This window comes from uncultured Fibrella sp. (assembly GCF_964250085.1).
In the GTDB taxonomy this organism is placed as follows: Bacteria; Bacteroidota; Bacteroidia; order Cytophagales; family Spirosomataceae; genus Fibrella.
Genome location: NZ_CAXUEC010000002.1, coordinates 672864 through 685163 on the forward strand (window position 1 = coordinate 672864; position 12300 = coordinate 685163).

Below are 12300 nucleotides of genomic sequence, written 5' to 3' on the forward strand. Positions count from 1 at the left end.
TAAGTCTATTTTTTTGCTGCCCGCACGCTGCGGTCTTTGCCGTGAATGTCTTTGTACACCTGCACACTGGTGAAACCCCGCTCGTCGAAAACGGCTTTGGTCGCTTCACCGAATCGTTCGTTTATTTCGACGTAACAAATGCCCGATTCCGACAGGTGTTTGGCCGCAAAATCGGCTACTGCTTTATAGAAAATCAACGGGTCTTCATCGTCGACAAACAAAGCTACATCGGGTTCGTAGTTCAACACGTTCCGATCCATCAGGGCGGCTTCGGAGCGGGTGACGTAGGGCGGGTTGCTGACCACACAATCGAAGAGGCCGACGCTATTTTCAGGTACGTTCAGTATATCCTGAATTTCGAAATTCACCCCGGCCTGAAGCGTTTCGGCGTTTCGACGGGCGGTACTCAGCGCCTCTTCCGACACATCCCAGCCCGTCACGTCCGATTGGGGCAGGAATCGGGCGAGCGTTACGGCCAGACAGCCGCTCCCCGTTCCGATGTCGATGACGCGCACGGGCCGCTCGGTCATGTCGGCAAAATCGTGCATGATCAGCCGAACCAGATCTTCTGTTTCCGGGCGGGGAATGAGCACATCGGCGGATACTTCAAATTCGAGGCCGCAGAAAATGGTGGTGCCGATCACATGTTGAATAGGCTCCTGCCGGTTGAGGCGTTCAATGATCCTGAACCAGTCGGGTTCGGTGCGGTTCAGCGGCAGCGGTTTGTCGGCCAGCACATCGGCTTTTCGGAGGCCGAAATAGTGGTCGAGGAGCATAAACGCCATTTCCCGTGCTTCTTCGGGCGGGTAAGCGATGATGTTACGGCTGAGTTGTTGGTAAAGGGGTCGGGCAGTACTGGCCATACGACAAACAGGTGTTTGGCTCAAAAATAGGGAAGTTTTCCGGGTTGCGGGTATGGAAACAACGTACCTGACCAAACTGTCGGGTTCCGGGAAGCCCGAAGCCGCCTTATCTTTGGTGCTTTCTCCCTGTAAATCATGACAAAACAGACCATTCTTTCGGGTTCGCCTTGGGAAGACAAAGTTGGCTACTGCCGGGCTGTTCGCGTAGGCAACCTGATCGAGGTGTCCGGCACGGTGGCTATCGTTGATGGTGTAACCGTGAAAGCCGACGATGCCTACGCCCAGACCGTGAACATCATTGAGCGCACTGGGAAAGTGCTGGAAGAGGCCGGGGCCAACCTGACGAATGTGATACGTACCCGAATTTTCACCACTGACATTCGCCGTTTCGACGACATTGCCAGGGCACACGGCCAGTTTTTCAGCCAAATAAAACCAACCACCGGCATGTACGGCATTAGCCAGTTAGTTGGCCCCGAATTCCTGGTCGAGATCGAGTTTACCGCGATTATCGGAGAGTAACAGGTCACCAGAAAACAAGTATATTTGCCTAAACATCAGATAGGTTATGGAAGCGACAACGAAACAGATGACACCTCTCGAAAAGGTACACCGGCTTCTGGAAGTAAAAAAACTGGTAGAGCAGGAAGCCCAGGAACGCTATAAAACAGACCCGGAAGTGCAGGCCATAATTGCCGAACTAAAACAAATTAATGCTAAACGATTCGCCCCAAAGTAGGTACGAATTCCGCCCGGTTGGCAATGAATACAACTCGTATTATTTCACAACTGTGAACGAAATCGGTACTACAGGGATATGCAGCTTGGGTTTTTGAAGCTGGATGCCAAAATCGCCGACTCCAAAGGTATCATTTACATCTCGGCCATTCTGAAAGCTCAGAACACCCACTTCAGTGTCTTTGTCGATGTATTCCAAAGCCTGGCACTGGCTGGTAAGTAACAATCAATCAGAGGTTTGGCTTGTAGTCAGACCCCTGATTGATATGCCCTGTTTACTGGTTAACGTGAGTTATGCTTTTGGCTGCTTGGCCATCAGGGCCTGTTCGACCACGTGGCGGATAGAGCTGAATGAACCTGCCAACGCTACCTTCGCCTGTTTGGGCTCCATAAAGGCTACTTTTTCGATATTTTCTTCAGCTTGCGGAGCCAGATTAGTGTCATCGACAAGGGCCATGTGGTACCATTTTGTACGCTTCAGAATTCGGTTTCCGTTGAGGGTATAAGTGTGGTACGTCGTGCAGATTTTGTCGCCCAGCGAGACAATTGCCCCGGTCTCTTCCTCCACTTCCCGCACGGCACCGTCTTTCGACGATTCACCGTCGTCGAGCTTTCCTTTCGGCAAATCCCATACACCCCGGCGGAAGATCAGAAGCATCCGCCCTTCGTGCGTTACCACGCCACCAGCGGCTTTTACTACTTTGTAGAGGCTTTTGATGCGAGACTCTACGGCATCTTTGTCCAGACATTGCAGCGTTACCGACAGTAGATCGCTGATATCAGCTTCCTCGAGCAGGCCAATCAGGCGTTCGGCGGTAGCTGGTGTGGCATTCAGCAGCAATAAATGGCCATTGAGCGACTCAGCCTTCAGTGACTCTAAGCGGGCGTCTACCACCCGGTCGAAATCGGCTATCCGGGCGAGTTTATCGCCCTTTTTTGAACCTGTGAGCCGCACCGGGCGGTCGTCGATAAATACGATCATGGAAAGCGAAAGTGAGCCTATTAGCCCGTAAATCACGCAAAAATAGCGAACCCTTCACCTTTTGCGGCCCCGATTGTTCTGCTATTTTTGCAAACAGGACAATTGTCTACTACGTGGAGCTACTCATAATTCTGGTGCTGACGATTTTGAACGGCATTTTTTCGATGTCAGAAATCGCATTAGTATCGTCGCGCCGGTCTAAATTGGAGACCGCAGCCAAAAACGGTGACCGTCGTGCCCAAACGGCGCTCGACCTGGCCAACTCGCCCAATCGCTTTCTGTCAACTGTTCAAATTGGCATCACGCTGATCGGCATTTTGCTCGGTATATTCTCGGGCGATAAGATTACCACCGATTTTCAGGCTTGGGTTGCCCGGGTCGATGTACTCGCCCCGTATTCCCACAGCATTGCCGTTGTGGGCGTGCTGCTGGCGTTGACGTACACTTCGCTGGTGCTGGGCGAGCTGGTGCCGAAACGCATTGGCCTGTCTAATCCGGAGGGTATTGCCAAAGCCATGGCAGCCCCAATGGAATTGCTGTCTAAAGCAACTTCGCCGTTTATTGCGCTACTCACTGTCTCCAGCGATTTGCTCATTAAACTTCTGGGTATCAAGCCAAACGAGAGTGCTGTTACCGAAGAAGAAATAAAAAGTCTGGTGCAGGAAGGCAGCTCTGCCGGAGCCATTGAAGAGATTGAGCACGAGATCGTGCAGAACGTTTTCCAGCTTGGTGATCGGAAGATTACCTCGCTGATGACCAACCGGCAGAGCATCGTTTACCTGGATCTGGACGCTGAGCCCGCCGAAAATAAAGCACAGATTCTCCAGTACCGACATGCCGTTTATCCACTCGTAAACGGGAGCGTCGACGAAGTGGTGGGGCTGATCCATTCAAAAGATTTCCTGGGTACCGACCTGGATGTGGAGCTAACCCGCCTCAACGATCTAAAACGGGATGTGCTGTTTCTACCCGAAAATAACCGCGCCTATCAGGTGCTCGAACGCTTCCGCGAACGTCGGCAGTACGTGGGAATCATCGTGGATGAATACGGCGGCGTGCTCGGCATTGTTACACTCAACGACATTCTGGACGCACTCGTGGGCGACATCTCCGACACGAGCGAGTTCAATTACGATATCCATCAGCGCGAAGATGGCAGCTATCTTATTGATGCGTCTTTGCCGTTCGATGATTTTCTGTCGCATTTCGACATTACTTTATCGGTACAGGCCCGACGTGATTTTACCGATTTCGATACCCTTGGTGGCTTTGCCCTGCATATTTTGAAGGATATTCCTAAAGTGGGCGAAACCTTCCGCTGGCAGTCGTTTACGTTCGAGATTATTGATATGGACAAAAACCGTATCGACAAAATCCTGGTCCGGCAGGCAGAAGAAGAGTGAGTCGTTTTATGAAGCAGGCGTAGAGTGCTTATGGGTCAGATACCCTACCCAGTCGTTCACGTTTTCAAACACACGAACGTCGGGTACGTCGATGAGCGTAACGGGATGCGTAGCCAGAAAACGCCGTGGACTGCGGTTACCAGCCTGAAACCACGCACGCAGTACCGGCCCGGCCGACGGCTCCCAAAGGCTGACCAACGGCTCGGCACCTGTATGGTCAGCGTTCCAGAAAGCGGTGACCAATGTCTCAGAATTACGATTTGAAAGCAGGTATTGCAACGTACCTGAATCAAGTTGTGGCAGGTCGCAGGGGACGATGAGCCAGGCAACATCGGGGAAGGCCTCCAGCGCGGTAAGCAGCCCACCAAGTGGTCCAGTTTCAGAATAGGCATCGAGCACCATCCGATTATAGGTCAACGTGTTGAACTGACCTGTATTTACAGACCAGTATACTGATTCGCAGCGCGTTGACAGCATCTCGGTCAGGTGTTCGCGCTGGGGTTTTCCGTGGTAGTCGAGCGCTGATTTGTCCTGCCCCATGCGTGTACTCTGCCCGCCCATCAACAGCAGTCCATACACCGGCGCGGCAGCTTTTGCAGGTACGTTGTCAGCGGAATTTGCGTCACCCTTCATGGTGAAAATCGCGTTTGCCGCCTGTTTTATCAAGCAGGCGCGTTTCACGGATTACAATGTCGTGCGAGAGGGCCTTGCACATGTCGTACACAGTTAGCGCGGCCACCGACGCCCCCACCAGCGCTTCCATCTCAACGCCCGTCTTCCCTTCTACCGATACCGAGCACTCAATGATCACGTCAGAGCCTTCGGTGCGAATAGCGAACGAACACCCGTCGAGACCCAGCGAATGGCAAAGCGGAATGAGGTCGTCGGTCCGTTTAGCAGCCATTGTCCCGGCAATCCGCGCCGTCTGAAATACCGGTCCTTTACGGGTTTGAATATCCCCTCCTTCGAGATGTTGCAGAATGGCCGCGCCCAGCGTAACGATGCTCCGGGCCTTTGCCGTGCGTTTAGAAACCGATTTGGCCCCTACGTCAACCATGGCGGGGTTGCCTTCGGGCGTGAGGTGTGTCAGCATATATAGTCATGTTTACGTGTTCAACAAAAGTACGACCCGACGAGACGATTAATTACCTTACGCGACCGGATGCCAGCTTATAGCCGGTACTTTTACTGCTATGAACCTGCGCACTTTCCCCGATTACAAGGCTCTTTCAGCCCACGCTGCCCAATATATCGCTTCTTTCATTGGCCAGAAGCCAAATGCAGTTGTTTGTTTCGCCTCTGGTTCTACCCCTGAAGGCACATACAGTCTGCTGGCTGAGCAGGTCCGTGCGGGCAAGCTTAACCTCAGCCAATGCCACTTTATTGGCCTCGACGAATGGGTGGGTTTTGGCCCGGACGATGTAGGTGGCTGTGCCTACTTCCTGTACCGCGATCTGTTTACGCCTGCCCAACTACGGGCTGATCAGATTACGTACTTCAATGCTAAAGCAACTGACCTCCAAGCCGAATGCCAGCGTATCGATGACGTTATCAGCGGTTTTGGCGGCCTGGACCTGCTGCTCGTGGGTGTAGGCGAGAACGGTCATATTGCGCTAAACGAGCCAGGTACGTCCTTTCGGCTTCGTTCGCACGTAGTTGACCTGGCCGAGTCGACAAAAGCGGTTGGGCAAAAGTATTTTACGAAAGCAACGCCGTTGCGCCAGGGTATTACGCTGGGCTTACACTACCTGACCGAAGCCCGCGAGGTGATTCTGATGGCCAGTGGCCCGCGCAAAGCTGCAATTATGAAAGAGGCGCTGACCGGCCCCGTCACCGAACAATGCCCGGCCAGTATTTTCCAAACACAACCCAGCGCCCATGTCTGGCTCGACGCGGCAGCGGCGGGTAAGCTATAAAAAGCCTATCGACCTGTGTTTTGGCAGTACCTTTGACGTCTTTTTCTGCCTGGCTGTGGAGCAGCTCTATCCTTCGGCCAGGGCAGCACATCAGGCCCCATTCAGAAAAATTATAATCAGTTTTGACCCGTAGTTGATAGCTTTGATCGAGCAACTATCAGCGGGGTTTGTGCCTTTACCGGTCCAACCGATAAGTAGGATTAATCAATTGTCATGAACGTTCAGAGGCTTAGAGAAATTGACTTTTTGCGGGGAATTGCCATTTCCCTGGTTCTCTTCAGGCACTGCCATTTGTTTGATTTCACCGACCGAATCGGGTGGATTGGTGTCGATTTGTTTTTCGTCCTGAGCGGCTTTCTGGTGTCAGGCCTTCTGTTCAGAGAATACAAGAAATACGGCAACATCAAGCCGCAGACCTTTCTTATTCGGCGGGGGTTCAAAATTTACCCGATCTATTATCTGATGTATCCGTTTTACCTGGTTCCGTTGCTGCTAACCAGAGACCTTTCGATAAGCGGGCTTATCGGAGACCTCACCTTCGTGCAAAATTACGTATCGGGCTGGGGCTATGCCTTTGAGGCAAGCTGGTCGTTGGCCGTTGAAGAGCACTTCTATTTCGGGCTATCTATACTGCTCTGGGTCGGATTAAAGACCAAAAAGATTACGCTGGACATAGCAGAAAACCAGGCTGGGATGAGCCAAATGGAGAAAATAGTTCTCTCTATCATGGCAGGCTGCCTGTTGCTTCGTGTGATCAGTAACCTTGAACTTACTGATGAATCAGTCAGGGATTCAACGATGACCCAGTTACGAATAGCCAGAAACTTTACGATGACCCACCTTCGGATCGACTCGCTACTAATGGGGGTGCTGATCTCCTATTTGTACCAATTCAGAAAAGACAGGCTCTTGACAATCAAGCGGTTCAACATGGGTAGTTTACTGTTGCTGATGCTCGTAGGTCTGATCTGGACACCGTTTATTAACCCTGTCTTCTCATTCTTCGTAAAAACAGTTGGCTTTACCCTGCTATACAGCACGTTTGGCCTGCTGCTGGTTATTTTCATTACTTATGAGCGAATAAACCAGCAACTCGACCGGTACTTTACGCCGTTTCTTGTGAACGGTATCAGCCAGATTGGCTACTGCTCGTACTCGATTTACATCGTGCATCCATTCATTAACATGCTGTTTATCGACCACTTAACAAAGTATGTACCGATGAATCAGTACGTGCTGTTTTTTGTGACGACGACCATCAGCATTTCGCTCGGTTTCTGGATGACGAACACAATTGAAGGCTATTTCCTCGGCATTCGCGACAAGCACTTCCCCAACCGGTCGGCTAAACCAGTGTTTGAACCGACATTGGCGCAATAGAACCCAGTTGTTGCTTATTTGAAAGCCGACATACCGGTGATCTCTGCGCCCATAATGAGCAGGTGAATATCGTGCGTTCCCTCGTAAGTAACCACCGATTCGAGGTTCATCATGTGGCGCATGATTGGGTAATCGCCCACAATACCCATGCCCCCCAGAATTTGCCGGCACTCGCGGGCCACGCGCAACGCCATCGCCACGTTGTCGCGCTTGGCCATCGAGATTTGGGCTGTGGTAGCCGAACCGCCATTTTTCAACGTACCCAGCCGCCAGCAAACGAGTTGCGCCTTGGTTATATCGGTCAGCATTTCGGCCAGTTTTTTCTGAACCAACTGAAAGCCAGCAATAGGTTTATCGAACTGAATTCGCTCTTTAGCGTACTTCAGGGCCGTTTCGTAGCAGTCCATGGCCGCACCAACAGCACCCCAGGCAATGCCGTAGCGCGCCTGATCGAGGCAGTCAAGTGGGGCTTTGAGACCACTGGCGTCGGGCAACATCTGGTTTTTGGGCACTTTCACATCCTGAAACACCAGTTCACCCGTCCGGCTGGCACGTAATGACCATTTTCGCTCTATCTCGTTGGTCGTGAAACCGTCCATGCCTTTTTCGAGCAACAGCCCTTTTATTTTTCCCTGCTCATTTTTAGCCCAAACCACGGCCAGATCGGCAATGGGGCCATTGGTGATCCAGAGTTTAGAGCCGTTTAGCAGGTAATAATCGCTGCGTTCGATGAAGTTTGTCTGCATGCCACCGGGGTTCGAGCCGTAGTTCGCTTCTGTTAGTCCAAAGCAACCAATTAGTTCGCCTTTCGCCAGTCGGGGCAAGTATCGCTGTTTCTGCTCATCAGACCCGTACGTCAGGATGGGGTACATGGTTAGCGAATTGTGTACCGACACCGTTGACCGCATCCCCGAATCACCCCGCTCAATTTCCTGCAAGATTAATCCCGACGAAATATGGTCCAATCCACCACCGCCGTACTGGGTTGGTATGGTGGCACCGAAAGCCCCAATCTGGGCAAACTTCTGAAGCATATGGGCTGGAAATTCACCCCGTTGGGCATAATCGTCGATGATGGGCGATATTTCGCGTTTCACAAAATCGCGCATTGCCGAACGAACCAGCTTTTGTTCAGCCGTGAGCAAATCGTCGATTAAATAAAAATCGGGCGACTCGAAGGAGTCAGCCTTTAATCGGTTCGAGGTCGGAACAGGTTGTGCTTGCATACCGGGGTAACTGCCAAAAGTGAGGGCTTGTTACACCGCAAATTGGTTTTTTGGCGTCAATTACCCAATTAGCAACGAATTTTTCCCGTGGCCCAGCGGATGGTAAGAGCCTGCCAGGCCACGGGTAGTTTAGCAGCAAACTGTTCGGTCAGCTTCGTTGGGCAAACGGGTCACCGCACCCGAACGTACCGGCCAGGTACCCAGACGTATCCGTTCCGGCGGTAGCGGTGGTAACCCGGCGACCAGACATACCGGCCCCGTGGTGGTGCAGGAATAACTTCAACCCGTTGCGGTGGCGGCGCAGGCCGACTCGCTACCGGACGAACCACACAGCTACTTAGTGAACCAAGGAGCATAAAACCACAGCAAAGAGCTGTCGATGTGACTTTCAGCGTTTTCATAACGGTTTTCGTTTACCTGTTCGGGCATACTCAGCTCACTTGACCAACTACGCCCGATGACTTATTAGTTATTAACCATTTGAAGCGCTCACTGGTCAATCGTTTAATTTGCAACGTTCACTTTTAATTAAAATTTATACATATTAACCAACTGCATGTTTCCCCATTAAACAGTAAACATCCCATGATCCAGTAGATTCGTTTGTCCCCTTTTTCGTAAATTTGCAGGTACGTTGCCGGATAAAAACCGGCCAGCTTTTTCATGATTCATTCTCTTTCACTGACTCTGTTACCAGAACAGGGACTTGACGAGGCGGCATTCCGCACCTTCGTTCTTCACCAGTTACACTTACCCGATGCGCCCGATGTGGTAGTGCGTAAACGCCGCCAGTCAATCGATTCGCGGGGCCGACAGACCAAAGTGCATATCGACGCCGACGTGTATGCGGGCGAAATGCCACCGCCCCTGCTCCGGCATGGGCTGACGTACCCGGATGTTAGCCAGGCCAGGTCGGTTGTGATCGTTGGGGCTGGGCCAGCGGGTTTATTTGCGGCGCTTCGGCTCATTGAACTGGGCCTGAAACCCATCGTTCTCGAACGTGGCTCTGACGTACGGGCGCGGCGGCGCGACCTGGCAGCGATCAACAAAGACCACATCGTCAATCCAGAATCAAATTATTGTTTTGGCGAAGGCGGTGCCGGTACGTATTCCGACGGCAAACTCTATACGCGGTCGAGCAAACGCGGCGACATCCGGCGGATTCTGGAGATTCTGGTTGCTCATGGGGCTACCGATCAGATTCTGGTTGATGCCCATCCACATATTGGCACCAATAAGCTTCCCAGCGTAGTAACGGCCCTGCGCGAAAGCATCCTGAGTGCAGGTGGCGAGGTTCATTTCGACACTAAAGTGGTTGATCTCCTTATCACCGGAGCAGATCAGATGCGCGGCGTGGTTACAGCCGATGGCCGCGAGTATACCGGGTTAGGCGTGATTCTGGCAACTGGTCATTCAGCCCGCGACATGTTTCATCTGCTTTATAAGCAAGGCGTACTTATCGAAGCTAAACCCTTTGCCATGGGCGTTCGGATCGAGCACCAGCAGGCGCTGATCGATAACCTGCAATACCATCTTGGCCATGCGCCCAGCCGGGGCGATTACCTGCCGGCCGCATCGTACAGCCTGGTAACGCAGACCAAATTCGGGGGCGTTGAGCGGGGCGTTTTTTCGTTCTGCATGTGTCCCGGTGGGTTTATTGTTCCGTCGGCTACATCGCCCGGCGAACTGGTTGTCAACGGCATGTCGCCTTCCCGCCGCGACTCGAAGTTTGCCAACTCCGGTCTGGTCGTTGCCATTACCGATACTGATCTGAAGCCCTACGCCCAGCACGGCCCACTAGCCGGACTGCTGTTGCAACAGGCGGTGGAGCAGCGCGCCTGCCAATTAGCCAGCGCACCAGACGGCTCGCTCTCGCAACGCGCACCGGCTCAGCGCGTCACCGATTTTGTAGATGGCCGTGTATCGGCGTCGCTGTTACCTACATCGTACCAGCCAGGGTTGGTCTCTGTGGATATGCAGGATGTTTTACCGGCTCATATTGCCCAGCCGCTACGGCAAGGCCTTCGCGATTTTGGGCAGAAAATGCGTGGGTACGTTAGCAACAACGCCCAGTTGATCGGTATTGAAAGCCGCACCTCGTCGCCCGTTCGCATTCCCCGCCACCGCGACACCTGTGAGCATGTGCAGGTACGTCGGCTGTTTCCCTGCGGCGAAGGGGCGGGTTATGCGGGCGGTATCGTGTCTGCCGCCATGGATGGGGAACGCTGCGCCGACGAACTGGCGAAGCTGTACGCGTAAGTGATGGTCGGTGATAGGCTGCGCTGGTAGTTATGGCTCGAGTACAATAAATGACCATTGAACCACAGCGCAGCCTATCGACCACTGATTGACAATCAGTGACCACGAAGCGTAACTCTTATTTCACTGAAATACTGCCGCATTCCTGATCGAACATGAATACGTGATAACAGAAGTCGCGCCAGGCGAAACTTTTACCGTATTTGTCCATTACGGCCGGGCATGAGTCGAACAACGGGCGGAATAGCTCATCGTAATTTTTCTTTTTCAGGCGAATCACTTTTCCGTTTGTTTTGACGTAGAATGATTTATCCATGCCGCCCGTCAATTGCATTCCGCCAAAGCCAACGCCCATTGTTTCGGCCGCAAACGGATCATCATAGACCCGCATCTGTGAGTCGAAGCCAGGGTTGACCAGTTGCAACAGTGCTTCCCGTTTCTGATCGTCGAGGCGTTCGTTATAGAATAGAACCAGGTTGCGGCCCGTCTCATTGACCTTGTTGCGCTGGATTTTAGCGATTGAGCGGGTACTTTCCGAAAAAGAGGCAAATTTTGCAAAATCGGAGGGATTGAGTCCCAGTTCCTGAATCTGGTCTGCTTCATATTTGAATTTCTTCCCATCAAGTGATTTACCCTCCACACGGATAATGAGCCCTTTCTTGCGGTCAAGATCATCGAGCGTAAAATCAACTTGTTCGCCTGTTTTCAGGATCAGATAACCCGGTTTACTACCGGAAAAACGCTCGATAGGCGGCAGAAACTGCTGGGCGGAAACGGTTTGAAAGAAAAAGAGTTGGGCCAGGAAAAGCGCAAAAAAACGAGTAACTGTCTTCATCCTATGATTTTTCGTTATTTGGAAGCGAAAAGTAGATCATTTACCAGACAGTATATATGCCTCTTTACTTTTCGGTGGTCTAAGGCTGTAGAACGCCAGACATACAGCCATTTGCCACGTCGTTAATCAGTAGTTTCTACGGCCTTGATCAAGCCGTAGCCCGTCAATGCATTGGTAAAAAAGCCAATGATCGGAATAAGCAGGTAGAGCCATAAACCGCTCGTGAGTGGGTACGGGCTTCCTTCGCTCAGTTTAAAGGCGAGCAGCCAGATGCTGTAGGCGAACAGGTTGAAGAAGGTGTACCAGCCCCATCGCCAGGTGTTGAATATAAAAAAAAGCAGCAACTCGCCTGCACACTGACTGATGTAGAAATCGCCTACCCAAAACTGATCACCTATCAGTTGTTTCGCCCAGCCAGGAAGTAGAGTGATGCACCAAAAGCACAGACCGTACATCAACGGCATACAGAACCAAAGGCCCGGACGATGATTCCCCGCTTTGTCGTCCAGCAGATAATACTGTACGACTGTTAACGTAAGCGGCAAAAAAAGTACTGAATAGATACTCAGGAATGCCCCGGCCAGGTATAAACCGGCTGGCCACAACGCCCAGCGCAGCAGCCACTTTTGGTCACTTTTTGATAATTCTTCAGTAAGTGTCATGCGAATCAGCGTTAACGAGTAGTGGTGAAAATAAAT

At 52.0% G+C, this 12300-nt stretch carries 15 protein-coding genes; 7 read left to right on the plus strand and 8 right to left on the minus strand.

The window, feature by feature from the left end; genetic code table 11:
• Positions 1-5: 5 nt before the first annotated feature.
• Positions 6-863: a peptide chain release factor N(5)-glutamine methyltransferase gene (gene prmC / locus ACFE8Q_RS08270; protein WP_375444896.1), complete on the minus strand. Its 858-nt coding sequence runs from the start codon at positions 861-863 to the stop codon at positions 6-8.
• Between the two features lie 135 nt (positions 864-998).
• On the opposite strand from prmC, the gene ACFE8Q_RS08275 reads away from it, so the two are divergent.
• From ACFE8Q_RS08275 to ACFE8Q_RS08285, 3 genes are all read left to right on the plus strand, one after another.
• Positions 999-1385, plus strand: coding sequence for a RidA family protein (locus ACFE8Q_RS08275; protein ID WP_375444897.1), 387 nt, complete (start codon positions 999-1001; stop codon positions 1383-1385).
• A 46-nt stretch (positions 1386-1431) separates the two neighbouring features.
• The gene (locus ACFE8Q_RS08280) at positions 1432-1602 is read left to right on the plus strand and encodes a hypothetical protein (protein WP_375444898.1); all 171 of its coding nucleotides are present in this window, start codon (positions 1432-1434) and stop codon (positions 1600-1602) included.
• Positions 1603-1680: 78 nt separating this feature from the next.
• A complete protein-coding gene (locus ACFE8Q_RS08285; RefSeq protein ID WP_375444899.1) occupies positions 1681-1824 on the plus strand; it encodes a hypothetical protein in 144 nt (47 codons plus the stop codon).
• 69 nt (positions 1825-1893) lie between these two features.
• Here the strand turns inward: ACFE8Q_RS08285 and ACFE8Q_RS08290 are convergent, their stop codons facing one another.
• On the minus strand, positions 1894-2583 hold the full coding sequence (locus ACFE8Q_RS08290) for an NUDIX hydrolase (protein WP_375444900.1): 690 nt from the start codon (positions 2581-2583) through the stop codon (positions 1894-1896).
• 113 nt (positions 2584-2696) lie between these two features.
• On the opposite strand from ACFE8Q_RS08290, the gene ACFE8Q_RS08295 reads away from it, so the two are divergent.
• Entirely contained in the window at positions 2697-3986 is a 1290-nt protein-coding gene (locus ACFE8Q_RS08295) for a hemolysin family protein (RefSeq protein WP_375444901.1), read from the plus strand.
• A gap of 6 nt (positions 3987-3992) precedes the next feature.
• On the opposite strand, the gene ACFE8Q_RS08300 is transcribed toward ACFE8Q_RS08295, so the two are convergent.
• Positions 3993-4619, minus strand: a complete 627-nt coding sequence (locus ACFE8Q_RS08300; protein ID WP_375444902.1) for a molybdenum cofactor guanylyltransferase — start codon at positions 4617-4619, stop codon at positions 3993-3995.
• Positions 4609-5079: a cyclic pyranopterin monophosphate synthase MoaC gene (moaC, locus tag ACFE8Q_RS08305; RefSeq protein WP_375444903.1), complete on the minus strand. Its 471-nt coding sequence runs from the start codon at positions 5077-5079 to the stop codon at positions 4609-4611. The genes ACFE8Q_RS08300 and moaC overlap by 11 nt, the downstream gene beginning before the upstream one ends.
• Before the next feature lie 100 nt (positions 5080-5179).
• Between moaC and ACFE8Q_RS08310 the strand changes: the two genes are divergently transcribed.
• Together ACFE8Q_RS08310 and ACFE8Q_RS08315 are read left to right on the plus strand one after the other, a co-directional pair.
• A complete protein-coding gene (locus ACFE8Q_RS08310; RefSeq protein ID WP_375444904.1) occupies positions 5180-5902 on the plus strand; it encodes a 6-phosphogluconolactonase in 723 nt (240 codons plus the stop codon).
• 213 nt (positions 5903-6115) lie between these two features.
• Positions 6116-7282, plus strand: a complete 1167-nt coding sequence (locus ACFE8Q_RS08315; protein ID WP_375444905.1) for an acyltransferase family protein — start codon at positions 6116-6118, stop codon at positions 7280-7282.
• Between the two features lie 14 nt (positions 7283-7296).
• On the opposite strand, the gene ACFE8Q_RS08320 is transcribed toward ACFE8Q_RS08315, so the two are convergent.
• Together ACFE8Q_RS08320 and ACFE8Q_RS08325 are read right to left on the minus strand one after the other, a co-directional pair.
• The gene (locus tag ACFE8Q_RS08320) at positions 7297-8508 is read right to left on the minus strand and encodes an acyl-CoA dehydrogenase family protein (protein WP_375444906.1); all 1212 of its coding nucleotides are present in this window, start codon (positions 8506-8508) and stop codon (positions 7297-7299) included.
• A 170-nt stretch (positions 8509-8678) separates the two neighbouring features.
• Entirely contained in the window at positions 8679-8909 is a 231-nt protein-coding gene (locus ACFE8Q_RS08325; protein ID WP_375444907.1) for a YXWGXW repeat-containing protein, read from the minus strand.
• A 262-nt stretch (positions 8910-9171) separates the two neighbouring features.
• Between ACFE8Q_RS08325 and ACFE8Q_RS08330 the strand changes: the two genes are divergently transcribed.
• Complete coding sequence (locus tag ACFE8Q_RS08330) at positions 9172-10767, plus strand: FAD-dependent protein (RefSeq protein ID WP_375444908.1); 1596 nt, start codon at positions 9172-9174, stop codon at positions 10765-10767.
• A gap of 118 nt (positions 10768-10885) precedes the next feature.
• Here ACFE8Q_RS08330 and ACFE8Q_RS08335 read toward each other — a convergent pair whose 3' ends face one another.
• Both ACFE8Q_RS08335 and ACFE8Q_RS08340 read right to left on the minus strand, forming a co-directional pair.
• A complete protein-coding gene (locus ACFE8Q_RS08335) occupies positions 10886-11602 on the minus strand; it encodes a hypothetical protein (RefSeq protein WP_375444909.1) in 717 nt (238 codons plus the stop codon).
• A gap of 122 nt (positions 11603-11724) precedes the next feature.
• On the minus strand, positions 11725-12264 hold the full coding sequence (locus ACFE8Q_RS08340) for a hypothetical protein (protein ID WP_375444910.1): 540 nt from the start codon (positions 12262-12264) through the stop codon (positions 11725-11727).
• Positions 12265-12300: the final 36 nt, after the last annotated feature.

Excerpts from the sequence above, each read along its gene's own strand:
- prmC (WP_375444896.1), bottom strand. The coding sequence starts at position 863 with ATGGCCAGTACTGCCCGACCCCTTTACCAACAACTCAGCCGTAACATC.
- ACFE8Q_RS08275 (WP_375444897.1), top strand. The coding sequence starts at position 999 with ATGACAAAACAGACCATTCTTTCGGGTTCGCCTTGGGAAGACAAAGTT.
- ACFE8Q_RS08280 (WP_375444898.1), top strand. The coding sequence starts at position 1,432 with ATGGAAGCGACAACGAAACAGATGACACCTCTCGAAAAGGTACACCGG.
- ACFE8Q_RS08285 (WP_375444899.1), top strand. The coding sequence starts at position 1,681 with ATGCAGCTTGGGTTTTTGAAGCTGGATGCCAAAATCGCCGACTCCAAA.
- ACFE8Q_RS08290 (WP_375444900.1), bottom strand. The coding sequence starts at position 2,583 with ATGATCGTATTTATCGACGACCGCCCGGTGCGGCTCACAGGTTCAAAA.
- ACFE8Q_RS08300 (WP_375444902.1), bottom strand. The coding sequence starts at position 4,619 with ATGAAGGGTGACGCAAATTCCGCTGACAACGTACCTGCAAAAGCTGCC.
- moaC (WP_375444903.1), bottom strand. The coding sequence starts at position 5,079 with ATGCTGACACACCTCACGCCCGAAGGCAACCCCGCCATGGTTGACGTA.
- ACFE8Q_RS08310 (WP_375444904.1), top strand. The coding sequence starts at position 5,180 with ATGAACCTGCGCACTTTCCCCGATTACAAGGCTCTTTCAGCCCACGCT.
- ACFE8Q_RS08315 (WP_375444905.1), top strand. The coding sequence starts at position 6,116 with ATGAACGTTCAGAGGCTTAGAGAAATTGACTTTTTGCGGGGAATTGCC.
- ACFE8Q_RS08320 (WP_375444906.1), bottom strand. The coding sequence starts at position 8,508 with ATGCAAGCACAACCTGTTCCGACCTCGAACCGATTAAAGGCTGACTCC.
- ACFE8Q_RS08325 (WP_375444907.1), bottom strand. The coding sequence starts at position 8,909 with ATGAAAACGCTGAAAGTCACATCGACAGCTCTTTGCTGTGGTTTTATG.
- ACFE8Q_RS08330 (WP_375444908.1), top strand. The coding sequence starts at position 9,172 with ATGATTCATTCTCTTTCACTGACTCTGTTACCAGAACAGGGACTTGAC.
- ACFE8Q_RS08335 (WP_375444909.1), bottom strand. The coding sequence starts at position 11,602 with ATGAAGACAGTTACTCGTTTTTTTGCGCTTTTCCTGGCCCAACTCTTT.
- ACFE8Q_RS08340 (WP_375444910.1), bottom strand. The coding sequence starts at position 12,264 with ATGACACTTACTGAAGAATTATCAAAAAGTGACCAAAAGTGGCTGCTG.